At 72.8% G+C, this 25453-nt stretch carries 21 protein-coding genes; 11 read left to right on the top strand and 10 right to left on the bottom strand.

Going from position 1 to position 25453, the window contains the following annotated elements; translation table 11 throughout:
* Nucleotides 1–34: 34 nt before the first annotated feature.
* From ccsB to hemL, 7 genes are all read right to left on the bottom strand, one after another.
* Nucleotides 35–1147 carry a c-type cytochrome biogenesis protein CcsB gene (ccsB, locus tag AC07GB_RS31745; protein ID WP_478851487.1) on the bottom strand — a complete coding sequence of 371 codons (1113 nt, stop codon included), beginning with the start codon at nt 1145–1147 and terminating at the stop codon, nt 35–37.
* Complete coding sequence (gene resB, locus AC07GB_RS31740) at nt 1144–3027, bottom strand: cytochrome c biogenesis protein ResB (RefSeq protein WP_478851485.1); 1884 nt, start codon at nt 3025–3027, stop codon at nt 1144–1146. The genes ccsB and resB overlap by 4 nt, the downstream gene beginning before the upstream one ends.
* A gap of 3 nt (nt 3028–3030) precedes the next feature.
* Nucleotides 3031–3801 (bottom strand): cytochrome c biogenesis CcdA family protein, encoded by a 771-nt coding sequence (locus AC07GB_RS31735; RefSeq protein ID WP_478851559.1) that lies wholly within the window; start codon nt 3799–3801, stop codon nt 3031–3033.
* A 17-nt stretch (nt 3802–3818) separates the two neighbouring features.
* Entirely contained in the window at nt 3819–4466 is a 648-nt protein-coding gene (locus AC07GB_RS31730; RefSeq protein WP_478851483.1) for a TlpA family protein disulfide reductase, read from the bottom strand.
* Nucleotides 4467–4568: 102 nt separating this feature from the next.
* Nucleotides 4569–5921: a polysaccharide deacetylase family protein gene (locus AC07GB_RS31725; RefSeq protein ID WP_478851481.1), complete on the bottom strand. Its 1353-nt coding sequence runs from the start codon at nt 5919–5921 to the stop codon at nt 4569–4571.
* Between the two features lie 280 nt (nt 5922–6201).
* On the bottom strand, nt 6202–6849 hold the full coding sequence (locus tag AC07GB_RS31720) for a histidine phosphatase family protein (protein WP_478851557.1): 648 nt from the start codon (nt 6847–6849) through the stop codon (nt 6202–6204).
* A gap of 32 nt (nt 6850–6881) precedes the next feature.
* Nucleotides 6882–8207, bottom strand: a complete 1326-nt coding sequence (hemL, locus tag AC07GB_RS31715) for a glutamate-1-semialdehyde 2,1-aminomutase (protein ID WP_478851479.1) — start codon at nt 8205–8207, stop codon at nt 6882–6884.
* A 378-nt stretch (nt 8208–8585) separates the two neighbouring features.
* Here hemL and AC07GB_RS31710 point away from each other — a divergent pair, with 378 nt between their 5' ends.
* The 5 genes from AC07GB_RS31710 (at nt 8586) to fxsT (ending at nt 17764) form a co-directional block, all read left to right on the top strand.
* Nucleotides 8586–9023, top strand: a complete 438-nt coding sequence (locus AC07GB_RS31710) for a hypothetical protein (protein ID WP_030565229.1) — start codon at nt 8586–8588, stop codon at nt 9021–9023.
* 202 nt (nt 9024–9225) lie between these two features.
* A complete protein-coding gene (locus AC07GB_RS31705) occupies nt 9226–10188 on the top strand; it encodes an effector-associated domain 2-containing protein (RefSeq protein WP_478851477.1) in 963 nt (320 codons plus the stop codon).
* Nucleotides 10185–11816 (top strand): VMAP-C domain-containing protein, encoded by a 1632-nt coding sequence (locus AC07GB_RS31700; RefSeq protein ID WP_478851475.1) that lies wholly within the window; start codon nt 10185–10187, stop codon nt 11814–11816. The genes AC07GB_RS31705 and AC07GB_RS31700 overlap by 4 nt, the downstream gene beginning before the upstream one ends.
* Nucleotides 11817–11900: 84 nt before the next feature.
* Complete coding sequence (locus tag AC07GB_RS31695; RefSeq protein ID WP_478851473.1) at nt 11901–13199, top strand: AAA family ATPase; 1299 nt, start codon at nt 11901–11903, stop codon at nt 13197–13199.
* Nucleotides 13196–17764, top strand: coding sequence for an FxSxx-COOH system tetratricopeptide repeat protein (gene fxsT / locus AC07GB_RS31690; protein WP_478851472.1), 4569 nt, complete (start codon nt 13196–13198; stop codon nt 17762–17764). Before AC07GB_RS31695 ends, fxsT begins: the two co-directional genes overlap by 4 nt.
* Before the next feature lie 7 nt (nt 17765–17771).
* Here the strand turns inward: fxsT and AC07GB_RS31685 are convergent, their stop codons facing one another.
* Both AC07GB_RS31685 and AC07GB_RS31680 read right to left on the bottom strand, forming a co-directional pair.
* The gene (locus tag AC07GB_RS31685; RefSeq protein WP_478851470.1) at nt 17772–19667 is read right to left on the bottom strand and encodes an aKG-HExxH-type peptide beta-hydroxylase; all 1896 of its coding nucleotides are present in this window, start codon (nt 19665–19667) and stop codon (nt 17772–17774) included.
* Nucleotides 19664–19870, bottom strand: a complete 207-nt coding sequence (locus tag AC07GB_RS31680) for a hypothetical protein (protein ID WP_478851468.1) — start codon at nt 19868–19870, stop codon at nt 19664–19666. Before AC07GB_RS31680 ends, AC07GB_RS31685 begins: the two co-directional genes overlap by 4 nt.
* 242 nt (nt 19871–20112) lie before the next feature.
* Here AC07GB_RS31680 and AC07GB_RS31675 point away from each other — a divergent pair, with 242 nt between their 5' ends.
* From AC07GB_RS31675 to AC07GB_RS31655, 5 genes are all read left to right on the top strand, one after another.
* Nucleotides 20113–20925: a DUF6597 domain-containing transcriptional factor gene (locus AC07GB_RS31675; protein ID WP_478851466.1), complete on the top strand. Its 813-nt coding sequence runs from the start codon at nt 20113–20115 to the stop codon at nt 20923–20925.
* Between the two features lie 56 nt (nt 20926–20981).
* A complete protein-coding gene (locus AC07GB_RS31670) occupies nt 20982–21533 on the top strand; it encodes a GNAT family N-acetyltransferase (protein WP_478851464.1) in 552 nt (183 codons plus the stop codon).
* Between the two features lie 28 nt (nt 21534–21561).
* Complete coding sequence (locus AC07GB_RS31665; RefSeq protein WP_144320309.1) at nt 21562–21897, top strand: YnfA family protein; 336 nt, start codon at nt 21562–21564, stop codon at nt 21895–21897.
* Nucleotides 21898–21968: 71 nt separating this feature from the next.
* Entirely contained in the window at nt 21969–22757 is a 789-nt protein-coding gene (locus tag AC07GB_RS31660; protein WP_478851462.1) for an SDR family NAD(P)-dependent oxidoreductase, read from the top strand.
* A complete protein-coding gene (locus AC07GB_RS31655; RefSeq protein ID WP_478851460.1) occupies nt 22754–22963 on the top strand; it encodes a hypothetical protein in 210 nt (69 codons plus the stop codon). Before AC07GB_RS31660 ends, AC07GB_RS31655 begins: the two co-directional genes overlap by 4 nt.
* A 22-nt stretch (nt 22964–22985) precedes the next feature.
* On the opposite strand, the gene AC07GB_RS31650 is transcribed toward AC07GB_RS31655, so the two are convergent.
* The gene (locus AC07GB_RS31650) at nt 22986–24179 is read right to left on the bottom strand and encodes an RtcB family protein (protein WP_478851458.1); all 1194 of its coding nucleotides are present in this window, start codon (nt 24177–24179) and stop codon (nt 22986–22988) included.
* A gap of 192 nt (nt 24180–24371) precedes the next feature.
* On the opposite strand from AC07GB_RS31650, the gene AC07GB_RS31645 reads away from it, so the two are divergent.
* Entirely contained in the window at nt 24372–25322 is a 951-nt protein-coding gene (locus tag AC07GB_RS31645; RefSeq protein ID WP_478851456.1) for a DUF3558 domain-containing protein, read from the top strand.
* The last annotated feature ends 131 nt before the right edge of the window (nt 25323–25453 follow it).

Genomic DNA, 25453 nt, shown 5'->3' with positions numbered 1-25453 from the left:
GGCGCCTCAGGTCACGCAGCCGGGCCGTCGGGGATCAGACCCCGGCGTACGAGTGCTTGCCGCTGACGAAGATGTTCACGCCGTAGTAGTTGAACAGCCAGCAGCCGAAGGCGATGAGCGCCAGGTAGGCGGCCTTGCGGCCCTTCCAGCCCGCGGTGGCGCGCGCGTGCAGGTAGCAGGCGTACGCGACCCAGGTGATGAAGGACCAGACCTCCTTGGGGTCCCAGCCCCAGTAGCGGCCCCAGGCGTCGCCCGCCCAGATCGCGCCCGCGATGATCGTGAACGTCCACAGCGGGAAGATCGCCGCGTTCATGCGGTACGTGAACTTGTCGAGCGAGGCCGCGGCGGGCAGCCGCTCCATGACAGAGGTCGCGAACCGGCCCGGCGTGCCGCCGCTCTGCAACTTGGCCTCGTAGCTGTCCTTGAAGAGGTACGCGGCCGTGGACACCGCGCCGACGTAGAAGGCGGCGCCGCAGAAGATCGCGGTGGAGACGTGGATCCACAGCCAGTACGAGTGCAGCGCGGGGACCAGCTGGTCGCTCTCGGTGTACAGGACGGTGACGGCGAGTCCCAGGTCGAGCAGGACCGTGGTGATCAGCGGCAGGCCGATCCAGCGGACGTTCTTCTTCAGGGCGAGCAGCGCCAGGAAGACGCCGATCGCGACGGTGGAGAAGGTGATGTTGAACTCGTACATGTTGCCCCACGGCGCGCGCCGCACCGAGAGCGCGCGGGTGAGGACACCACCGGCCTCGACGAGGAAGCCGAGGGCGATCAGGGAGACGGCGATGCGGCCGTAGAGGTCGCCCTGCTCGTCTCCGGCGGCGGCACCCGGGCCGTCCGGCACGTCACGGCTGCCCGCGGCGGCACGCGTGACGACCTTGGGCGCGGCCTTGGGCCGCTCCAGGGTGGCCGTGCCGCCCTTGGCCCGGACCGTGACGGCGGGGCCCGCGGAGGCCGCCGCGGCGCTGTCGCTCGCGGTGAGCGCGGCGGCCGTGCGGGCGACCTTGCTGCGGCTGCCGAACAGCCACTCCGCCATGAGCGCGAAGAAGGCGAGGAGGTAGACGGCCATCGCGGAGTAGATCAGCACATTGCTGATGTGCGCGAGGTTCTCATTGGGTTCGGCGGCGAGGGTCGTGGCGAGCGTCACTTCTCAGCCCCTTCGGCAGGAACAGCGGGGGTGGGGTGGGGTTCGTCGGTATCTGGGGCGTCGGTGTCCGTACCCGTGCTCTTACGGGACGACGGGGCGGCCTCAGAGGTATCGGCGGCGGCCGCCGTGTCGGCAGCCTCAGCGGGCTCAGCCGCGGCGGCCTTGTCAGCGGCGTCAGCGGGCTCAGCCGCCCCCGGGGCCGCGGCGGTCCCCGGTTCCGCTGTGCTCGGAGCACGCTCGTGCAGGCTCTCCGCGAGCGCGGCCAGCTCCTCGGGCACCTTGGCGGACTCGCTGCGGCCGAGGCCCGCCATCTCCACGACCGTGACGCCGTCGGCACCGCGCACCGCCCGGACCCAGACGCGGCGGCGCTGGATGAACAGCGACCCCGCGAGGCCCGCGATCGCGGCGATCGCGCCGCCGAGCGCCCAGCCGCTGCCCGGCTCCTGGGAGATCTGGAAGGTCGCCCACTGCTTCAGCTCCTTCTCGAAGGTGATCGAGCCGGCGCCGTCGGGCAGCTTCATGGTCTCGCCGACCTTGAGCCGCTTCTTCAGCAGCTCGCCCTTGGCGTCCTTGAACTTCTGCATCTTGCGCGTGTCCAGCTGGTACACGTTCTGCGGGATGCCGGAGTCCACGCCGAGGCTGCCGTGGTACGCGGACAGCGCGAGCCGCGGATTGAAGGGCGCGGGGAACTGGGAGAACATCTGGCCGTTGCCCTCGCCCGCGAACGTCGGCACGAAGAAGGCGTTGAAGCCGAGCTGCTCCTTCTTGCCGTTCTTGTCGCGGTAGCCGTCGAGGATCTTGATGGCGCCGGTGGCCGTGCCCATCGAGTCGATGGGAAGGAGCGGCACGGAGATCCGGTTGACGACCTTGCCGCGCCCGTCGCGGACGGTGACCGTGGGCGCGTAGCCGTGGCCGATCAGATAGACCTTGGTGCCGCCCACCTCAAGGGGCTTGTTGACCTCGATGGCCTTCGTCTTCTCCGGCCCGTCGGCGCCCTCGGTGTAGGTCACGTGCGCCTTGTAGGTGCGGGCCGTGCCGCGCTGCGGTCCCGACGTCTCGTACGTGCCCTCGAAGCTGCGCAGCTTGAAGCTGAACGGCTCCAGTTCGTCGGTGCTGAACAGGCTGCCGGACTTGAAGTCGTCGTACTGCGTGAGCGTGTTGGAGAACCCGTCGCCCTCCATGATCAGCTTGCCGCCCTCGGACTTGAAGAGCTGTCCGGCGGCGAAGGCGAGCAGAAGCACGATGAGGGCGATGTGGAAGGCCAGGTTCCCGGCCTCACGCAGATAGCCCTTCTCGGCGGCGACGGCCCCGCCCACCTGGTGGGAGCGGAAGCGGCGCTGCTTGAGCAGCGCGAGCGCGGCCTCGTCGACCTGCTCGGGCGAGGCGTCGGTGCGCCAGGTGGTGTACGCGGGCAGCCGGTTGAGCCGCTTGGGCGCGGCCGGCGGGCGGCCGCGGAGCTGGCCGACGAACTGCCAGGTGCGCGGCACGATGCAGCCGATGAGCGAGACGAAGAGCAGGATGTAGATCGCGGAGAACCACACCGAGCTGTAGACGTGGAACAGGCCGAGCTTCTCGTAGACCGGCGCGAGCGTGGTGTGGGTGTCCTTGAAGTCCTGGACCTTCAGCTCGTCGGTGCCCTGCTGCGGGATGAGCGAGCCGGGGATCGCGCCGAGCGAGAGCAGGAGCAGCAGCAGGAGCGCGACCCGCATGGAGGTCAGCTGCCGCCAGATCCACCGGAACCAGCCGATGACGCCGAGCGAGGGCAGGTTCGGGCCGCCGCCGGTGGCCTCCTCGAGGGGCGCGGTGGACAGCTGCGCGCCCGCCGCCCCGAGGTCGTCCTGGGCGACGGGCTCGTCCCGGGTGGTCGTGGTCTTGCTCATGGATCAGATCCCCACCGAGTAGCTGTTCGACCAGACCTGCATCTGCTGCATGACGCTGTCCCAGACGCCGGTCAGCATCAGCAGCCCGGTCACGATCATCATGCCGCCGCCGATCCGCATCACCCAGGCATAGTGCCGCTTCACCCAGCCGAACGCGCCGAGCGCCTTGCGGAACGCGACGGCCGCGAGGATGAACGGGATGCCGAGCCCCAGGCAGTACGCGACGCCGAGGAGCGCGCCCCGCCGCGGGTCCGCGCCCTCGAAGGACAGGACGTTGACGGCCGCGAGGGTCGGGCCGATGCACGGCGTCCACCCTACGGCGAACAGCGCGCCCAGTATCGGGGCCCCCACGAGCCCGGTGGCGGGCCGCTTGTGGAAGCGGAACTCGCGCTGGGTGAGCCAGGGCATGAGGCCGAGGAAGAACAGCCCGAGCAGGAGCATCACCACGCCGAGCACGTTCGTGACGGTGCTCTGGTGCTCCTTCAGGGTCTGCCCGAGCGCCCCGACGAACATCCCGGCGGGTACGAAGATCGCGGTGAAGCCGAGCACGAAGAGCCCGGCCCCCGCGACCATCCGGCCCCGCTTGGCCTCCTCCAGGTCCTGCCCGGTCACGCCGGTCACGTACGAGAGGTAGCCCGGCACCAGCGGCAGGACGCACGGCGAGAAGAACGAGACGAGACCGCCGAGGATCGCGACGGGGATCGCGAAGAGCAGGGCCCCGCTCATGACGGTCTGGTTGGGATCGGACACGGCGAGCGTATGGGCGGCGGCGATGGCGGTCGACACGTCGGTCACTTCTCCGCGACCACGGGGTCGATCATCTTGCGCAGCTTCTCCTCGCTGAGGGCCCGCTGCGAGCGCGCGGCGATCTTCCCGTCCTTGTCGATGACGAGGGTGGACGGGATGAAGTTCGGGTTGAGCGTGCCCCGCGGGAAGCGCAGCATCAGCTTGCCCATCGGGTCGTACAGGCTCGGGTACGGCACGCCCTTGTCCTTCTCGAAGGCGATGGCCGGGCCCTTCTCGGGGTCGCGGGCGTTGATGCCGACGAACTCCACGCCCTTGGCCCTGGTCTCCTTGGCCACCTTCGCGAAGGTCGGCGCCTCGGCGCGGCACGGCGGGCACCAGGAGCCCCAGACGTTGACGACGAGGACCTTGCCCTTGTAGTCACCGAGGCTGAGCTTCTTGCCGTCGAGGGTCTCGCCTTCGAGGTCCGGCGTGTCGTGCCGGTCGGCCTTCTTCACGGTGGAGATGCCGTCGGAGCCGATGACGAAGTTCGTGTTGCCGCTGCCGCCCGACGTGCCGCCCGAACTGCACGCCGTCAGGGTGAGCGCGGCGGCCGCCGCGGCCGCCGCCAGCGCCGACACGCGACTGCGACGGCGGCTGGCACGGCGGTCGAGACTGCGGTTCTGGCTGCGGGGGGCGCGGCAGGCGGCACTCATGTGAAAAGTTTCGCATGCCCGATCCGGGGATCTTCGACGCCCCCCGCGGTAGCGGAAAGTCCCATTTCAGACAGGGTTTCCGCGCGCTTTCCAGCCGGTGGTTCAGGCTGTGTTCCCGGCGTTCCCGGTGCCGGTGTCCTTCTCGGCGTCCTTGCGGCTGCCGCCGGAACCGGTGTCGGAGAGGAAGCTCTTCCAGCCGCCCGCGGGCTTCTGGCCGACCTCCAGGCTGCGCAGCTTGGCGAGCACCTCGGGCTTCTGCACGTCGAGCCAGTCCACGAACTGCTTGAAGGAGACCAGGCGTACGTCCTTCTTCCCTGCGATGCCCTTGAGCGCGGCCTCGACGGCGTCCATGTAGATGCCGCCGTTCCACTCCTCGAAGTGGTTGCCGATGAAGAAGGGCGCGCGGTTCGACTCGTACGCGCGCTTGAAGCCGGCGAGGTAGGCCTCGGTGGCCTGCTTGCGCCAGCCCGGGTAGTTGGCCGGCGGGGCCTTCGTGGAGTTCTTCGACTGGTTGGCGAGGATGTTGTAGTCCATCGACAGGACCTCGAAGGAGTGCCCCGGGAACGGGATCTGCTGGAGGGGCAGGTCCCAGACGCCCATCTTCTTCTCCGGCCACTTCTGGCGGCCGCCGGGCGAGGAGGCGTCGTAGCGCCAGCCGAGCTTCTTGGCGGTCGGCAGCAGGTTGTCCTGGCCGAGCAGGCACGGCGTGCGGCCGCCGACCAGCTCCTTCTCGTAGTCGAACGGCAGCGGCGGCAGGTCCGTCCAGCCCGTGTTCGTACGCCACTTCTTGACGAAGGACTTGGCCTGGTCGATCTCGCTCTGCCACTGGGCGGGGGTCCAGTTGCCGACGGTGCCGGTGCCCGCGCAGAAGTGGCCGTTGAAGTGCGTGCCGATCTCGTGGCCCTCCAGCCACGACTGGCGGACGTACTTCAGGGTCTCCTTGATGTGGCCGTCCGTGAGGTAGCCGATGTCGGAGGCGCCGACGGCGTTGTTCGGCGGGCGGTAGAGCCGCTTCTTCGACTCGGGCAGCAGATAGAGCCCGGAGAGGAAGAACGTCATCTTGGCGTCGTGTTCCTCGGCGAGCTTCAGGAAGCGCGGGTACAGGCCGTTGCCGACCTCACCCGCGCCGTCCCAGGAGAAGATCACGAACTGCGGCGGCGTCTCCCCCGGCTCAAGGGGGCGGGGGGCCTCCGGCTGCTTGGGCTGCTTGCCGGTGAACGCCGTGGAGCCGTCACCGATCGGCTTCGCGGGGCGCTCCGGCGTGGCACCGCCGCCCCCCTTGCCCTTGTCGGCGGCCGTACCCGACTCCCCGGAGCCGGAGCCGCAGGCGGTCAGCCCGAGGGCCGCCGCGGTGCCTATGCCCAGGCCTATCGCGCCCCGCCGGCTGAGCGCACCACGGCTCGCGGCCGGTGCTCCGCCGCCCAGGTCCGTGTCCGTCCGGCTGTCGTCGCGCATTCCATCCCCATTCGTCGCGCCCTCGGTTGTGCAAAGGACAACCACTTAGAGGGCACGACGCCGGGGCGGGTTCCGGCCAAGCCGGACATATTCGGGGCCTATTACAGAGAACAGACATTCCACGCCATAGGGTGGCCACCCCATCACCCGCCGCACACAGCAACCACACAGAAACCGCCCCGCACGGGAGCGCCCCAAAGGGGCGCGGGGAACTGCGCGCCCAGCCACGACGAACCCGCAGACGCAGCCACGACGAACAAGCGGCACCACGAGCAGACGGCTAGGCCCCGAAGGCCTTGGCCTTCCCCTTGACCGGTTTGGCCCCTGCCAGGAGATGCTTCGGCACGAGATCCCGCGCCGGCTCCGAATACCCCACCGACACGATCTTGTCACCGCGGTAGGTGAACGAGGTCAGCGAAGCAAGCGTGCACTGCCGCTTGCGCGGGTCGTGCCACAGCCGCCGCTTCTCCACGAAGCTGCGCACGATCCAGATCGGCAACTGGTGGCTGACGCACACCGCCTCGTGCCCGCGCGCCGCGTCCTTCGCAGCGTCGAGCGCGCCCATCATCCGTACGACCTGCTCGACGTACGGCTCCCCCCAGGACGGCTTGAAGGGGTTGACCAGGTGCTTCCAGTTGTCCGGGTTCTTCAGGGCACCGTCGCCGACACCGAAGGTCTTGCCCTCGAAGACGTTGGCCGCCTCGATCAGGCGCCCGTCCGTCGCGAGGTCGAGCCCGTGCGCCTTGGCGATCGGCGTCGCCGTCTCCTGCGCCCGGTCGAGCGGCGAGGCGACGACGTGCGTGATGTCGCGCGACGACAGGTGCTCGGCGACGCGGTCGGCCATCTGCCGCCCGAGGTCGGACAGGTGGTAGTCGGGCAGGCGCCCGTACAGGATCCCGTCGGGGTTGTGCACCTCGCCGTGGCGCATCAGGTGGACGACGGTCAGCTCATCGGCCCGGCTCACGCGCCGACCTCCTCGGCCTCGGCGGCGGCACGCGCGGCGGCCGGAAGGGCCGCCGCGATCTTCTCGACGGCACGCTCGTCATGGGCGGTCGAGACGAACCAGGACTCGAAGGCCGACGGCGGCAGATAGACGCCCTGCGACAGCATCGAGTGGAAGAACGCGGTGAAGCGGAACGACTGCTGCGCCTTCGCGCCCTCGTAGTCGCGCACCTCGCGGTCCGTGAAGAACACGGAGAACATGTTGGAGGCGTTCTGGACGCGGTGCGCCACGCCCTCCTTGGTGAGCGCCTCGCTCACCAGCGTGCGGATCCGCTCCGAGACCGCGTCGACCTTCGCGTACGCGGCGTCGTCGAGCAGCCGCAGCTGCGCGAGGCCCGCGGCGGTCGCGACCGGGTTCCCGGAGAGCGTGCCCGCCTGGTAGACGGGCCCGGCCGGGGCCAGGTGCGCCATCACGTCGGCACGGCCGCCGAACGCGGCGGCCGGGAAGCCGCCGCCCATGACCTTGCCGAAGGTCATCAGGTCGGGCACGACGCCGTCCACGCCGAACCAGCCGGCCCTGCTCGTGCGGAAGCCGGTCATGACCTCGTCGGAGATGAACAGCGCGCCGTTCTTCTCGCACGCGGACTTCAGGCCCTCGTTGAAGCCAGGCCCCGGCGGCACCACGCCCATGTTGCCCGGCGACGCCTCCGTGATCACACAGGCGATCTGGCCCGGGTGGTTGTGGAAGGCCTCGTGCACGGCCTCGATGTCGTTGTACGGAAGGACGATGGTGTCGCCCGCCTGGGCGCCCGTGACACCCGGGGTGTCGGGCAGGCCGAGGGTCGCGACGCCGGACCCGGCCGCGGCGAGGAGCGCGTCCACGTGCCCGTGGTAGCACCCGGCGAACTTGATCACCTTGGCGCGGCCGGTGAACCCGCGGGCGAGCCGGATGGCGGACATCGTCGCCTCGGTGCCGCTGGAGACGAGGCGGACCTGCTCCACGGGGGCGATCCGGGCCACGATCTCCTCGGCGAGCGCGACCTCGCCCTCACCGGGCGTACCGAAGGACGTGCCGCGCGCGACGGCCTCCTGCACGGCCGCGGTCACCTCGGGGTGGGCGTGGCCGAGGATCATGGGGCCCCACGAACACACGAGGTCGACGTACTCGCGGCCGTCGGCGTCCGTGAGGTACGGACCGGTACCGGACACCATGAAGCGGGGCGTACCACCCACCGCGCGGAAGGCGCGCACGGGCGAGTTCACACCGCCGGGCGTCACGGCCGCCGCACGGTCGAAAAGAGTCTGCGAAACTGGGGCGCTATACGGGAAGCTCACATGAACCATGGTGTCAGAGGGTCCGGACGTCGTGCCGGGGCCTCCTGCGCGCCGGCTTTCCGCCCGTGCGTCCTTCCTCGGGGTTCCCCCGGGGCGGGTGGTGCGGAGATCCTGTGGACTGGTGTTTCACCCCACGTTTCGGCGGGTGACCGTGGGGGAGGTCACTGACACGATGATCGGGTTGCGCGGCAAGGTCCGCGCGCCCTGGAAAAGCAGTCGGGTGGAGATATGCAGCGCGGTGGTGGACTGGGCGAGGGGACCGACGGCCTGGGTCCCCGGCGTGCCCGGCGGGGAAAGCACCGGCGAGATGCGGAGGCGGTCCCGGCCCCCGAGCAGCGGGCGCCGGGCGGGGCGCGGCGGGAGCGCACGGGAAGCAGGAGCGGCGGGGTGGGGGTGACCTACAAGTACTTCGGGGCCCCGGACGGCGCGACCGCGGCCCGGGTACCGATCTCGATGCGGCCCGAGGAGCTGGGCGGCGACGAGCTGGGCATGGGCGGCATGTTCACGAAGATCAAGCCGGAGACGATGGCCGCGATGGTCCTCACCGGCATCGAAGGCATACCCCTGCACAAGGTCCCCCCGCTGGAACTGGTCGTCCTCCACCCCGACTACGCGGTCGTGAAGCTCCCGATGACGGTCGTCGACCCGCTGCGCGGCGTCGGCGAGGAGTCGGTCGGCGCCGCGGCCTTCATCTGGTCCACCGTCCCGGACCGCGGCGGCCCCCGGGACGCGTTCAACGTGTATCAACTCCTGCACGAGTGGCAGGACTTCAGCCACCGTCTGCACGACGCGGGACATCAGGCGTACTGCCTGGTCTGGCCCTGATCGCCCGGTCGCCCGGGCAGTCGTCGGGCAGCCGGCGGGCGCGGGCCCGGGTCGCCCCGGTGCGCGCAGCGCCGGTGCGCGGAGCGTGCGTCCTTCGTACGCTGGCTTCATACGGGCAAGTGCGCGCCGTCGGATCCGTGCCGGGGGAAGGGGCGGGGCAGTGGCCGAGGGGGATGGGCAGAGCACGCCCGCGGCGGGGCGCGTGCGCGTCCTAACGCCGACGGGCGCGTTACGGGGCGCGGCCGTCATGGTGGCGCCCGGCCTGGTGCTGACCTGCGCGCACGTGGTCGCGGGCGCCCTGCGCCAGGACAGCTCCACCGCCCCCGCGGGCGCGGTCCTCCTGGACGTCGGCGGCCGCCCGGACCTCGCCCCGGGCGAGGCCACGGTCGTGGCGGGCGGCTGGTTCCCCGGGCCGCTGGACGGAGTGTCCGGCGTCGACCTCGCGGTCCTCACCACCAGCTGGCTCCCGCCCGACGACGTCGGGTTCGCGCGCCTCGGCCCCTGCGGCGACCCCGACCGGCGCGAGGTGAGTGTGTACGGCCACCCCGCCCGCGCGCCCGACGGGCTGTGGTCGAGAGCGGGCCTCGTGGGCCGCGGCGGGCCGCACATGGACTGGGTGCAGCTCGACGGGCTCGACTCCGCCGCCGCCTGGATCGAGCCGGGCTTCAGCGGCGCGGGCGTCTGGGACCCCGCCACGCGCCGGGTGGTCGGCATGCTCACGGCCGCGCTCGGCGACCGGCGCACCAGGGCGGCGTGGATGCTCCCCATGGAGGCGGCGGCCCGTGTGTGGCCCGCGCTCGCCCCCGCGGTGCACGGCGGGACCGCGACAGCGCCCCCGGCCCGGGCCCCCGTACCGGAGCCCCCCACCGACCACCAGCAATTCGCCCTCGCCGACGCCCTCCTGAGGGTGCCCCTGGTCGAGGAGGACCGCGCGGCCACCCTGCGGCGGCTGCTTCCCGCGCACATCCGGCACGGGGTCCGGGAGCACCCGAGACCCCGGCTCCAGGTCTTCTACGTCGTGCAGGCGTGCGCCGACCACCGCGACGGCAGGGAGACCCTCGTGGCCGCCCTGCGCATGCTCGACGACACGTCAGCTCCGGCGCGGGCGGCGCTCGCCCTGTTCGACGAGGTGTGGCCGCAGGCGCCGGGCGGCGGTGCCCCGTGACGCAGCCCTGGGGACCGCCCAAGATCGTGCTCGACGCCCTCGACGGCGTACCGGCCTTCGACGAGCCGGCCACCCTGCGCGAGTGCACCCGCATGGTGGGGCGGGCCCTCGGCGCGACGGTCACGGTGCCGGACAGCGCCCGGCGGCGGACGTACCTCTCCTCGCTCCTCATGGCGGTCCTGGAGTACGCCGACGGGCTCCAGGTCCTCGGCGGCGTCGTCGAACTCCTCGAAGGCAACACGCGCTACACCGAGCGCGTACGGACCGCGATCGCGGTGGCGGAGGTGCCCTTGTTCCCGCCGGAGGACTGGTCCCGTCTGATGGAGGCGCTCGGCGGCCTCGAAGTGCTCGACATCGCGGGCGCGTACCAGGAGGTCATGCGGTACGGCGCCGACCCGCTGCCCGCCCACTGCACCGAGCCCTGGCTCGCCGTCGTGCACGCCGCGACCCTCAACGCGCGCCCCGGCGAACTGCCGCCCTGCGTCCTGCTCGTCGAGCACCTCGCGCGCTACGCCAAGGGCCAGCAGCAACAGGACCTGCTCGACTGGGCGGCCCGGCACCGCGCACGGCCCGAGCCGTACGGCGACGGGCCCGCCGCGCCGGCCGCCTGCCGGGGCGAGCGGGGCCGGCCCGCGCGGCCCGAGGGCCCGCCCGGCGGACCCGGCCTTCCGGCCGTACCGGTCAAGAGCGGCGATACCGCCCTCCCCGTGGCGGCAGGGGCGGAATCCGGCCTTCTTGGGCGCGGGGTGCGTGCGGCGGTGCCCGTCCCCGCGCCCCCGGTGCGTGCCGTCGGGCAGGAGCCGGTGTGGGCGCCGAGCGCCTGTCTGCTGATCCGCCTGCGCCCCCTGCCCGACCCCGACCACGCGGGTGAGCGGCTGCTCTCGTACTGGTGGCAGATCGAGGGCCCCGAGCCCTACCCGGTGCGCGGCGGTGACCTGCGCGTCGACGTGACCGAGCTGCCCGAACAGGTCAAGTCCCTGGTGGAGGAGGCCGAGACGGGGTGGGCCTACTTCTGCAAGGAGGACCTCACGCTGGAGTTCGTGCTGCCGCGGGAGCTGCTGGGGCTGCCGGTCGAGCAGTGGGCCAAGCGGGGCTTCCACGGCGCGGACGGCAGCCTCGGGGAGGACCACCCGGTGCTGCTCCGCAGCCTCGAGAGGATGGAGCGCACGGACACCCACGGCCGCTGGGCGCGGCGCTGGGACGCGCTGCTCACCGGCTGCGCGGGCCCCGTGCACTGGTTTCCCGACGACGGCCGCTCCCGGCTGCTCTCGGACCCGCGGCGCGTCATGGTGGTCCTCAGCGAACCGCCGGGCGGCACCGGCGGCGACGGTTCCGGGGTGGACGAGCTGGCCGAGTCGCTGCGCGCCGGGGTGCCGATCGTGGTGTGGGACAGACGGGGCGGCATAGATCCGGTGTTCCGCGGCGAGCTGGCCGACTTGGCCGCTCGCACAGGAATCCATCAACTACCTGATGCCGTCCGGTCGTTGCGCATAGAGGCGAAAGCCGGGGATGCTGCTGAGGGCGACTCTACGATCGGTCGCCACGCAGCACTGCTCTGGGACGATCCGTACCGCCTTCCAGGAGGGGGCGGCGCCATGGCGGGTTCTTCCGCACAGGGGGGAGGGTAGGACGCGATGCTTCCCGAGGACGGCGTGCCTCAAGGGATCCGTCCGGTCGGCGGCGCAGGCGCCGAGGACGTCCGGTCACAGGACATGACTCCTGACGCCAACATGACTCCTGACACGGATACGGCTCCCGGCGCACAAGCGGCGGGCCCGGCGGTCACGGGCACGGCTGCGGGCACGGCCGCGGGCGCGGGCTCCACCGACGGCGGCCCCGGCCCGTCCGGCTCGCCAGGCTCCCCCGGCCCATCCGGCTCATCGGGCCCATCCGGCTCATCCGGCTCATCCGGTCAGAACCGCTGGTGGATCTACCGCGGTTCGGGACAGCCCCTGTACGACACCAGCCTGCGCGAGCTGCTTCCCGAGCCGCCGCCCTGGCGACGGTTCACCGGCGGCCCCGTGGTGCCGCCGCCGCCCGCGGACGACGAGGAGGTCGAGCGCAGGCTCGGCAGGCCGTCGGGCCGCTCCCCGGCCTCCGGCCAGCTGCGGCGCGAGGCCGACATGGTCAACGCGGCCTTGCTTTTGCGAAGGCCGCTCCTGGTCACGGGCCGCCCCGGCACGGGCAAGAGCAGCCTCGCCTACCGCATCAGCCGCGAGCTGCGGCTCGGCCGCGTCCTGCGCTGGCACATCACCAGCAGGACGACCCTGCGCTCGGGCCTGTACGAGTACGACGCGATCGGCCGCGTCCAGGACTCCGCCGCACTGCGCGCGCTGCACACGGCGGAATCCGCCGCCGCACCCCAGGGAGGCGACCCGGCGGCGGGCGACGAGCAGCTCCCCGGCATCGGCGACTACGTCCAACTGGGGCCCTTGGGCACGGCATTGCTCCCGTACGAGACGCCGCGCGTCCTGCTGATCGACGAGCTGGACAAGAGCGACCAGGACCTGGCCAACGACTTGCTGAGCGTCTTCGAAGAGGGCCAGTTCACCGTCTCCGAGCTGCTGCGGGCCCGGCGGCGCCACCCGCGCGTGACCGTCCTGACCGACGACCCGGAGGGCGGCGCCGAGATCGTCGGCGGGGTGGTCCGCTGCCGGGCCTTCCCGATCGTCGTCATCACGTCCAACGGCGAGCGCGAGTTCCCTCCCGCCTTCTTACGTCGCTGTTTGCGGCTGCGTATGCCGGATCCGGATCGTGCGCAGCTCGTCGACATGGTGACGGCCCACCTCGCGGAAGGCGCCGCCACCCGCGCGGGCGACGGCGGCGATCTGATCGAGCGGTTCCTCCGGCGCAGCCGTGAGCGCGGCGGCCTCGCCGTCGACCAACTGCTCAACTCCGTGTACCTGGCGACATCGGGACGCCTCCCCACCGACGCGGGGGCGCTCGACGAACTGGTCGACGCCCTGTGGCACCGGCTCGACGGGGCGGGGGCGGAATCGAGGCCGGGATGACGGCAGCCTCCGCGGAGCCGCCGCCCCGGGCCGCACGGGAGTCCGCGCGCGCCGGGCGGGCCCCGGACACCCCGAGCCCGGACGGGCCCACGTGGACGGAGCTTGCGGACGCCCTGTACCTGGCCGCGTACCAGGACGCGGCCCTGCCGGTGTTCCCGCCGCCGGCGCCGCGCGGCACGGCCAGGCCCGCACGGCCCGGGCGTCCCGACGAGACACCGGCGCCACCGCCGGGGCCGCCGACGCCGCCCCCGGGGCCGCGGCGCCCCGCCCCGGACGCCCCGCGGGAGCACCCCGGGACCGCGCACGAGAAGGCGCCGCCGCCGGCCGCGGCCCCCGTCAGGCCGCTCGTCGGCCTGCGCGGCGGCGCCGCCGGGGCCATGGGCGCCGAGCAGGCCGCGCGCCCCGAGGCCGCGGGGCTCGCCGACTCCCTCGCGCTCGGCCGCGCCCTGCGCCCGCTGCGCCTCTACCGCTCGTCGCCGTACGAGGTGGAGCTGGACGAGGAGGCCACCGCCGAGCAGGCCGCGGTGGACGGCCTGTGGACGCCGGTGTGCCGCGCGCTGCCGGAGCGGCGGCAGGACCTGCTGCTGCTCGTGGACGACGGCCCCTCGATGGCCCTGTGGCGCACGACCGCCCGCAGGATCGGCGAGCTGATGGAGCAGACCGCGGCGTTCCGCACGGTGCGGCGGGTGCGCTGGAGCCCGCACGGGGCCGCGCCGCCCGCCCTGTCCCCGAGCGCGCGCCAGATGGTCCTGGTCGTCACGGACGGCGGCCACGACGCCTGGCGCGACGGCAGCGCCGCCGCGTTCCTGCACCGCCTCGCGGGCACCTCCCCCACCGCCGTCCTGAGCGTGCTGCCGCAGCACCTGTGGGACCTCACCCTGCCCACGGTCACCCCCACCCGCCTGCGCGCGGCGTCCCCGGCCGAGCCCAACCGCCGCTACGACGCCGAGACCTGCCCCCTGGAGGCCGACGCCCTCGCGCCCCGCGCCGTCCCCGAGCCCGGCCCCGCGGACGCCGTCGCCGTCCCCGTCGTCGAACTGCGCCCCGAGTCGCTCGGCCGCTGGGCCCGCCTGGTGGCCGCGGCCGACACCGGCGAGTGGCACCGCATCGCCGCGCTCCTGACGGCACCGGCCGGTGACCTGCGCGCGGAGGCCGTCGGACCGGTGCCCGAGCGCCTGGCCGACGTGCTCCTGGAGGGCCTCGACGAGCCCGCGGACGCGACGCGGCCGGCCGCCCTGCCCGCGCCGCCGCCGGAGCGGGACCGCGCCGCGCGGGCGGCCACCGTGGTGCGCCGGTTCCGCGCCACCGCCTCACCCGCGGGCTTCGCCCTCGCCAAGCGCCTCGCGGCGGTGCCGCTGAACCTGCCGGTCATGCGGCTGCTCCAACAGGCCGTCCCGGGCACCCGGTTCTGGAACCTGGCCGAGATCGTGCTGCTCGGCCTGGTGCGCCGCAGGGACGACGCCACCGACGTCGAGGACGCGTACCACGTGTCGTACGACTTCGTGGACGGCGTGCGCGAGGAACTGCTCGCCCTGGGACGGCGCGCCGACACCATCGGGGCGCTGCGGCAGGTCCAGGGCTATCTGGGGCCGCGGCTCGAGGCGCTCTGGGAGGGCGGCGGCGCCCTGGTCGCGCCCGATGGCGAGGTCGCCGACCCGCCGATCACGGACCAGACGCGCCCTTTCGTCACCCACCTCTACACCGCGCTCTGCGCCCTCTCGGGGCCCTATCTCGCCCGCGCCAACCACCTGGGAAGGCTGTTGCAGAGTCATGCGGCAGGCCCGCGCGCCCTGACGTCCAGCGACACCTCTCATGCCTTTACATCAGGACATAAGCCGTCATTACAGTACTCACAGGCTGATAGCGGGTCAAACTTGAAAAAGAGTCATCAAACTGCGATACGGTACCGGGCGCAAGCCCAGCCGGACACCCCGGACCGCGTGGGCCACTCGTCGCCGCCTCCATCCCAGGCCGCGCCCCCCACCGCCACACCCCCCTCCCCCTCAGCTCCCCCTCGCTCCCTCACTGGAGGCCCCGCCGTGTCTGCCGGTCTACCGGTCGCCCCGGGCCCGCGCGGCCCGCACGACCCGCCCCGCATCTGGGGGAACGTACCGCAGCGGAACAGGAACTTCACCGGCCGTGAAGCCCTGCTCGAACAGTTGCAGGACCGCCTGGGCACCGGAGTCACCGCGGTACTCCCCGAGGCCCTGCACGGCATGGGCGGCGTGGGGAAGTCACAGATCGCCGTCGAGTACGTGTACCGGCACAGCCGCGACTACCGGCTCATCTGGTGGGTGGCCTCCGAGCAGGAGAACCAGATCGTCCAGTCCCTCATCGAACTGGGCGAGCAGATGGGACTCCAGGTCGGCTCCGAGATCTCCGCGGTCCCGGCGGTCCTGGACGCCTTGCGCAGGGGCGAGCCCTACAGCGATTGGCTGCTGGTGTTCGACAACGCCGAAGACCCCAAAGAAGTACGCAAGTACTTCCCCAGCGACGGCCCCGGCCGCATCCTCGTCACCTCGCGCAACGTCCAGTGGTCGCATACGGCCAGCTCCCTCGAGGTCGACGTCTTCGCGCGCGAGGAGAGCGTCTCGCTGCTCCGCCGCCGCAGCCCCGAGCTGGCCGACGAGGCCGTCAACCACCTCGCGGCCTCCCTCGGCGACCTGCCCCTGGCCGTCGAGCAGGCCTCCGTCTGGCTGGCCGAGACGGGCATGCCCGTCCAGCAGTACCTCGAACTCTTCGAACGCAAGTGGGCCGAACTCCTTCAGTCCGACCCGCCGCCGGACTACGAGATGCCGGTCGCGGCCGCCTGGAACGTGTCCCTGGAACGCCTCCGCGAGGACCGCCCCGACGCCCTCCAGCTCCTCCAGGTCTGCGCGTTCTTCGCCCCCGAACCCATCTCCTGGGACCTGTTCTCGGCCGTACGCGGCATCTCCGTGCCCCAGGAACTCCAGGCCGCGCTCGACGACCCCGTCAAACTCGGCCGCGCCGTGCGGGAGATCGGCCGCTACGCCCTCGCCCGCATCGACCACCGCCAGTCCACCGTCCAGCTGCACCGCCTGGTCCAGCGCGTCCTCGTCGAGCAGATGAACCCGCAGGAGCGGGCCCAGATGCGGCACGCCGCCCACCAGCTCCTGTCCAACGCCGACCCCAGGAACCCCCAGCGCGCCACCTTCTGGCCGCGCTACTCCTCCCTCCTCACCCATCTGCGGGCCTCCAACGCCGTCGAGTGCGAAGAGGGCTGGACGCGCCGCCTCGTCCTCAACGAGGTGTGGTTCCTGCGCGCCCGCGGCGACTACGCCGCCGCCCTCAACCTGGGCGAGCGCGCCGCCGAGATCTGGCGGGAGCGGCTCGGCGACGACCACGAGGAAGTCCTCGGCATCGACCAGCAGATCGCCGAGACCCTCCGCGAGCAGAACCTCGACCTCGACCGCGCCTTCCACCTGCAGTCCCAGCTCGTCGACCGCTACCGCAGGGTGCTCGGCGACCAGCACGAGAACACCCTCCAGGCACAGAGCTACCTGGCCGGGAACCACCGCAACCGCGGCAACTTCTACGAGGCCAAGGAGATCGACCAGCGCGTCTACGAGACCAGCCTCGCCCAGTTCGGCCCCGACGACCCGGCCACCCTCCTGACCGCGAACAACTACGCCGTCAGCCTGCGCCTGGCCGGCGACCCCGTCCGCGCCAGGGAGCTGGACCACGACACCTGGCAGCGCCGCGTCGAGGTCCTCGGCGACGACCACCTCTACACGCTGTCCACGTACAACGCCTACCTCCTCGACCTCCAGGAGCTGGGCCGCTACGACGAGTCCCTCGAAGGCTACGAACAGCTCGCCGCGAACCTGCGCGAACAGCTCGGCGGCGACCACTGGTTCACCGTCCAGGTCGTCCGCAACCTGTGCGTCACCCGCCGCAAGAAGGGCGACCACGAAGGCGCGTACGAACTGTCCACGCCCTACATGTCCCTCGTCCGCAGGCGCTTCGGCACCGGCACCCGGCAGTTCATGCAGATGGCCATCAGCCACGCCAACGACCTGCGCCAGGTCGGCAAGATCCAGGAGTCCCGGGCCCTCACCGAACAGGCCCTGGAACAGCACCGCACCCTCTACGGCCGGGAACACCCCCACAGCCACGCCATCGCCATGAACCTCGCGGTGACCCTGCGCCTGCTCGGCGAGAACGAGGCCGCGCTCGACCTCGACCTCGAAACCGTCGAGGGCCTGACCCGCACCCTCGGCGCGGAGCACCCCCGCACCCTGCTCGCCCGCATGAACCTGGCCAGCGACCACTTCGCCCTCGGCCACCCCGACACGGCGTACGAGATCGACGCCTCGGCCGCCGAGGACTCCGTACGGCTGCGCGAGAGCCACCCGGCGAACCTCGCCGTGCAGCTCAACCTCAGCCACGACCTCAAGGCACTGGGCCGCACCGAGGAGAGCAGGCGCCTGCTCGACGAGTCCCTCGACACCTACCGGACCATCCTCGGCCCGTCCCACCCCGCGACCCGGGACGCCGAGAAGGGACTCAGGGCGAACGCGGACATCGACCTGATCTCGCTGTGAGCACGGCCTAGGGGCAGGCCCCGGAGGCCTGGCCCGCGGCGAACCAGGCGGCCAGCTCCATCGGGTCCGCCGCCCTGGCGACCGCCCGGTGGACCGCGAACACGGTCTCCGGGCGGTCGAGCAACAGCGCCGCCGCACGCGACTCCCCACGCCGCACCAGCGCGACGCCGAGCCACGCCTCGGCGTCGCCCGGGTCCGCCGCCGCGCACCGCTCGTACCCGCGCGCGGCCGCCGCGCCGTCCCCGGAGACCACCGCGCAGGCGGCGGCGAGCGCCGCGTCCCCCGCGGCCTCCGCGCGCCGCGCACGGCGGGCGAACACGCCCGGCGCCGAGAGCGAAAGCCGCGCCAGCGTGCCGAACACGGGCGTACGGTGCGCCTCCTCGCTCGGCGCGAGCACCGGGGCGGGCGGCGGCGGGGCCGGGCGTCCCGCCGCCCACTCCCGCGCGGCCCGCGCCGCCCACGCCTCGCCGACAGCCCGGTGCCGGGCCCGCCACAGGGCGCGGCTCAAGGCGCAGTAGTGCGCGGCGAGCCGCGCGGGCTCCGCCCGCACGTCCTCCTTCCGCCACCTCTCCACCGGGGCCGCGACCTCCTCGACGAACACCCGGCCCGCCTCGGTCAGGTCATCACCCTCGAGCAGCGCCACGACCGCCTCCCGCACCTGCTCGCGGAAGACCGCGAACTCGAAGTCCGCGCGCCGCGCCCCCGCCCCGTCCGCGGCCTCCCGGCACGCGCGCCAGAAACGCGCCACACCGGCGAACGCGTACACGCCGTGCAGAACACCGCGCGCGGGGCGCGGATCGCCGCGCCACGGCGCGTAATAGAGCCGCTCCACGGGCTGCACGGACCCCGCTGCGGGCGGCCGTACCAGCCGGACCAGGCTCAGCAGCGCCGTCAGCTGCTGGTGCCGCGTCTCGTGCACGAGTACGGCCGCCGTCTGCGGCTCGTCGTACGGCAGCGAGAGGGCGACCGCGCCGAAGGCCTCCGGCGACGACGCGCTGGCCACCAGGCCGCCCGCCGACGTCGGGAACGCCCGCGGCACCACCACGCGCACCAGCGCCGCGAGGGCCGCCGCGTCCGGCGCCGACTCCCGCGCGAGGAGACCGCACGCGCCCCGCATCCGCTCCCGCCACAGCCGCACCCGCCGCTCCCCGAGCCGCGCCGGGGCGCGCGGGGACACATCGAAGTCGCGGTAGGGGCTGACCGCGTCCAGGCGCAGCGTGCCGGCCGGGGCATCCCCGCGCGCGGGCTCCGCCGGCCCGCACAGGCCGATCAGCGGCCGCCAGCCCGGGGCGGGCTCCTCCAGGGCCCCGGGCAGGCGCACCCGGGCGTCCTCGCCGTGCACCACCGCCCCGCCCGCCCCGGTGACGGCGAACGCGGCCTCGCTCCAGCGGCGCCGGGACACCGGCCCCACGACCCCCGCGCCCGGCACCCAGACCAGGCCCCGGAACGCGGGCACCCGTAAGGAGACCGGAACGCCGGCACGCAGGGCCGCCGCCGCGGCCAGGCTCGCGAACTGGCCGAGATCCGCCCACAGCGGCGCCGCGGCGGCCGTCGGCACGGCCTCGGCGCCCGAACCGACGCGGCGCAGCAGCCGCAGGGCCCATGCCATCACCGACGGGTCGGCGAGCACCGCGTCCACGGCACCGGCGTCCCGCTCCTCGACGGCGGCGAGCACCTCCCAGGCCGACCTCGCCGACCCTGGCGCCCGCACCGGCCCCACCGCCCTCGCCGACCGGCCCGGCGAGCCGTCGCCGTGGTCGAGCAGCGCCCGCAGCACGAGCAGCAGCTGGCTGCGCTGGGCCGCGCACAGCAGCCGCAGCTCGGCGGTGCCGGCCTCACCCGCGGCGATGGACCTGAGCGACTTCTCGGAAAGCCGGTGGAGGTCGAGCCGCGGGGCGGTCACCGCGACCGCTGCCTCGCCCCGCGCAGCAGTCTCATCTCCTCGCTGTTGGTCTGCTCAAGGGTGCCCAGGACCGCGCTCGCCCGGTGCCCGGCGCAACGCAGGGCCCGCCGCAGCAATGGGTCGTCACTCGCTTGCAACTCCGCGAAGGAGATCCCGGAGAGGTCGACCAAGTCGGAACAGAAGTCCTTCGCAGACTCCGCCATACCGTGGTTCCCCCTGACGTAACGCTTCCGCGACTCAGAATCCGCTTCCATGGTGGCTGCAATGGCACGCCAGCGGAAGACTGGCGCTGGTCATCCCGCGTGCGAACGCCCGGTGAAATCCGGTTACTTGAGCCACGCGAGATCCCACCGCCTCCGCGCGTGGGCGACCCTGGCAGTGCGACACCCCACGCGCGGGGCCGCCGCTCCCGGGCTCCGCCGGGCCCCGCGCATACGATCCCGGCATGCCAGCTCAGAGCCCCCGCCGTGCGACCCGGGGCACCGTCGAGGCCGCCGACCCCATGCGGCACGTCCGGTTCCGGCGCCACGCGCCCGCGCCGCCGCTGCGCCCCTACCTGGACCACTACTGGCTGATCGACTGGGACCTGCCCGAACCGTACGTGTCACACGTGGTGCCGCACCCCTGTGTGAACGTCGTCTTCCAGCGCTCGGCGGCGGGCGAGGCCTTCGGCGAGGTGGCGGGCGTCGGGCTCGGCCTGTCCGGCAAGAAGCTCGAAGGGCGCGGCCGGATGTGCGGGGCGCGGTTCCGGCCCGGCGGCTTCAGGCCGTTCGCGCCGGATCACCCGGTGGCGGAGCTGACCGGGCGACAGCTGCCCCTCGGGCACGTCTTCGACGCCGTACCGGAACACGCGGCGCGGGACGTGACGGGGCCCGAGGACGAGCACGCGCGCGTGGCCGCGTTCGACGCCTTCCTGACGCGGCTCGGGCCCGTGCCCGACCCGCAGGCGGACCACGCCATGGCCCTGGCGGACCGCGTCCGCGCCGACCGCGCCGTCCGGCGCGTCAGCGCCTTCGCGCGCGCCGAGGGCGTCTCGGTCCAGGCGCTCCAGCGCCTCTTCGCGACGTACGTCGGGGTCGGGCCCAAGTGGGTCATCCTGCGGTACCGCGTCCACGAGGCCCTGGAGCGGGCCGGGACCGAGGCCGCCGTGGACTGGGCGGGCCTCGCCGCCGACCTCGGGTACGCCGACCAGGCCCATCTCGTACGGGACTTCACCGCGACCGTGGGTGTCCCGCCGACGGCGTACGCGAGCCGCTAGCGGCACGAACGCCCAGCTCAGGCCGGATTGTCAGACCCTGCGCCTACCGTGAGGACATGGCGCGCACCCCCACCTCGGCACAGCCGGCACCGGTCCACCTCGTCCCCTACGGCCAGGGCGACTTCCCGCAGCTCGTGCGGCACAACACCCCGGAGATGACCGCGCATCTGGGCGGCCCGGAGCCGGACGAGCGGCTGCGCGACCGCCACCACAGATATCTGAACCTCGGCGGCACGGGCCGGATGTTCAAGATCGTGACGGGGGAGACGGGCGAGGCCGCCGGACTCGTCGGCTACTGGGAGGCGATCCACGCGGGCCGGACGATCTGGGAGACCGGCTGGGGCGTCCTGCCGGAGTTCCAGGGCCGCGGCCTCGCCGTCGCCGCGACCCGCCTGGCCGTCCAGGAGGCCCGCGCGGCCGGCCGGCACGACTCCCTCCACGCCTTCCCCGCCGCGACGAACGCCCCGTCGAACGCGGTCTGTCGCAAGGCCGGCTTCACCCTCGTGGGCGCGGGCGACTTCGAGTACCCGAAGGGCCGCTGGAGCCGGTGCAACGACTGGGCGCTCGACCTGACCGGCGGCCCGGCGCCCGAGCCGCGCACCGGCTGACACCGCCCGCCGTGACACCCTGTCCGCCATGCTCGTCGCACGCTCCGCCGCTCTCTTCGCCGTCGCCGCCCTCTTCGAGATCGGCGGCGCCTGGCTCGTCTGGCAAGGCGTGCGGGAGCACCGGGGCTGGGTGTGGATCGGCGCGGGCGTCCTCGCCCTCGGGCTCTACGGCTTCGTCGCGACGCTCCAGCCCGACGCCGAGTTCGGGCGCATCCTGGCGGCGTACGGCGGGGTCTTCGTGGCGGGGTCGCTCGCCTGGGGCGCGGTCGCGGACGGCTACCGGCCCGACCGGTGGGACGTCATCGGCGCCCTCGTGTGCCTCGCGGGCATGGCCCTGATCATGTACGCGCCGCGAGGCGAGTGAGGCACCAGGCCTATTCTGGCTGCCGGAGCGAGAACGCCCGTACGAGCCCCGTACCCGAGGGAGCAGCCCCCATGCCGTCCACGCCGCACGCCGACACCTCCCGCAAGCCCGGCATCGCCGTCGTCACCGGCGCCAGCGGCGGCATCGGCGCCGCGACGGCACGCGGCCTCGCCGAGGCCGGGTACCGCGTCGTCCTGACGGCCCGCCGCAAGGACCGCGTCGAGGCGCTCGCGGAGGAGCTGACGCGAGCGGGCCACAGCGCGGTGGCGTACGGGCTCGACGTCACCGACCGCGCGGCCGTCGACACCTTCGCCACGGCCTTCCAGCGGATCGCCGTCCTGGTGAACAACGCGGGCGGGGCCCTCGGCGCCGACCCCGTCGCCACCGGCGACCCGGCCGACTGGCGCCAGATGTACGAGACGAACGTCATCGGCACCCTGAACGTCACCCAGGCCCTGCTGCCCGCCCTCACCGCGAGCGGCGACGGCACGGTGGTCGTCGTCTCCTCCACGGCGGGCCACGCCACCTACGAGGGCGGCGCGGGCTACGTGGCCGCCAAGCACGGCGCCCACGTCCTCGCGGAGACCCTCCGCCTGGAGATCGTCGGCACCCCCGTCCGCGTCATCGAGATCGCCCCCGGCATGGTCAGGACGGAGGGCTTCGCCCTGACCCGCTTCGGCGGCGACGCGGAGAAGGCCGCCAAGGTCTACGCGGGCGTGGCCGAGCCCCTGACCGCCGAGGACGTCGCCGACACGATCACCTGGGCGGTCACCCGGCCGCCCCACGTGAACGTCGACCTCCTGGTGGTCCGCCCCCGCGCCCAGGCCTCCAACACGAAGGTCCACCGGGAACAGCCGTGACCTACGCCGCCGACGACCCCGGCACCCCCGGCGGCTCCCCCGACTCCCCGGACCCCCTCGACCGGCTCCGCTACGAACAGGAGTCCCGCCGCCTCCAGCAGGAGAAGAAGAACGAACGCATGGTGTGGTGGTACCTCGCGTACTTCCTCTTCGGCATCCACATCGTGGCCTTCGTGATGATCTACGCGGTCTCCCACGCGAAGTAGGCCTGGGCGCGGAGGGGGGGCGTCAGCCCTTCACGCACACCACCTGCTTGAGCTTCGCCACCACCTCGACCAGGTCGGTCTGCTGGTTCATGACCTGCTCGATCGGCTTGTACGCGCCGGGGATCTCGTCCACGACGCCGGAGTCCTTGCGGCACTCCACGCCCCGCGTCTGCTCCTCCAGGTCCTGCGTCGAGAAGCGCTTCTTCGCGGCGTTCCGGCTCATCCTGCGACCCGCGCCGTGCGAGGCCGAGTTGAACGACGCCTCGTTGCCGAGGCCCTTCACGATGTACGAGCCGGTGCCCATGGAGCCCGGGATGATGCCGTAGTCGCCGGAGCCCGCGCGGATCGCACCCTTGCGGGTGACGAGCAGGTCCATGCCGTCGTACCGCTCCTCGGACACGTAGTTGTGGTGGCAGGAGATCTCCTGCTCGAACGTCGGCTTGGCCTTCTTGAACTCCTTGCGGACCACGTCCTTCAGGAGCGCCATCATGATCGCGCGGTTGTACTTCGCGTACTCCTGGGCCCAGAAGAGGTCGTTGCGGTAGGCCGCCATCTGCGGGGTGTCCGCCACGAAGACGGCCAGGTCGCGGTCCACCAGGCCCTGGTTGTGCGGCAGGTCGCGGGCCACGCCGATGTGGTGGTCGGCCAGCTCCTTGCCGATGTTGCGGGAGCCGGAGTGCAGCATCAGCCACACAGAACCCGACTCGTCTACACAGACTTCGACAAAGTGGTTCCCGCTTCCGAGCGTTCCCATCTGCTTTGTGGCACGCTCCTGACGGAATTTGACCGTTTCGGCAACCCCCTCGAACCGCCCCCAGAACCCCTCCCACCCCGCCGTGGCGAAGCCGTGGAAGCCCCCCGGGTCCACGGGGGAGTCGTGCATCCCCCGGCCCACCGGGATCGCCTGCTCGATCTTCGAGCGGAGGCGGGACAGGTCGCCGGGGAGGTCGTTCGCCGTGAGGGACGTGCGGACGGCGGACATGCCGCAGCCGATGTCGACGCCGACCGCCGCCGGGCACACCGCGTCCTTCATGGCGATCACGGAGCCGACCGTCGCCCCCTTGCCGAAGTGGACGTCCGGCATGACGGCGAGGCCCTTGATCCACGGCAGCGTGGCCACGTTCCGCAGCTGCTGCATCGCGACGTCCTCGACCGTGCCGGGGTCGGCCCACATCCGGATGGGCACCTGCGCGCCCGGAACCTCTACGTACGACATACCGTCCTCATTCCCCCGTAACCAAAGCAAAAGCACTGGAGCGCAAATACCGGCGCCAAGGTCGACGAATGGGAAAACGGACCGGCGTCCACGGCAGCGCGTGCGATACACATTGTGTCCACCGGCCGCCCGCCGGCGGCAACCCAATAACCAGGCCGGACGGACCGGACAGGACCGAGAGGAGCCAGCACGGTGCAGCGGAGGAAGCTCTATGTACCGGGTGCCGCGGCCCTTCTCGTGGCGCTGCTCGCCGGCTGCACCGGCGACTCGGGCCACGACGACGGCGGCGACGGCAAGTCCGGCGAGACGGGAAGTACGACGACGGCCGCCGAGCCCGGCAAGTACCGCACCCTGCCCGAGCCCTGCGGCGCGGTCGACAGCTCGACGCTCGGCGCGATGCTGCCCGGCATCGAGGAGATCGAGGACGCCCAGCAGCGCGAGAAGGCGTACGAGGGCTCCCCCACGGTCACGTACGACAACGACCGGCGCGTGGGCTGCCGCTGGAAGGTGGAGTCGCCCGACGCCACGCACCACCTGCTCGTCGACTTCGAGCGCGTCGTCTCGTACGACAGCACGGTGAGCGACGACGCCCGCGCGCAGGAGGTCTACCGGACCAAGCTCCGCGAGGCGGACGTCCCGGAGCCGGCGGCGTCGGGGTCCGGCGAGCAGTCCCCGTCCCCGTCCGGCTCCGAGGGGCCCGACGGCTCCGACGGCTCCGACGGCTCCGACGGCTCCGATGGCTCCGATGGCTCCGAGGGTCCCGCCAAGGAGTCCAAGGGCTCCGCGGGGGCCGAGGGCTCGCAGGTCGCCGCCAAGCCGCAGGGCGGCACGTCCGCCGAGGTCAGGAAGGGGAACGGGGCCGGGCCCACGGAGACCGGCGATGCCGACGCCACCCCCGAGGGCCTGGAGTCCCGCACGCTCGACGACCTCGGCGACGAGGCGTTCGTCGCGGACGTGCTCAGCACCGCGTCGTCGGCGAGCCGCCACCGGACCGTGACTGTGGTGTTCCGCACGTCGAACGTCGTGGTCACCGTCGAGTACGACGAGCAGCCCGCCCGCCGCACCGAGGTCCCGGACTCCAAGGAAATGCAGGACAACGCGCGCGAACTGGCTGAAAACCTCGCCGACCGGATCAACGGCTGACGGGTCCGCGATGCCGGTCCGGGCTCCCGGGAAGCCGGGTCACCCGCGTCGCTCACCGCGTACGGTGGCCCAACGGACCCAGTGGCCCGTACGCACCCGGCACGGACGCCCCGAGCGAACACGAGTGAAGG

The organism is Streptomyces sp. NPDC045778 (assembly GCF_056431945.1).
Note: the sequence above shows the minus strand (reverse complement) of the source record. Positions and strands in the feature narration are given on the sequence as shown.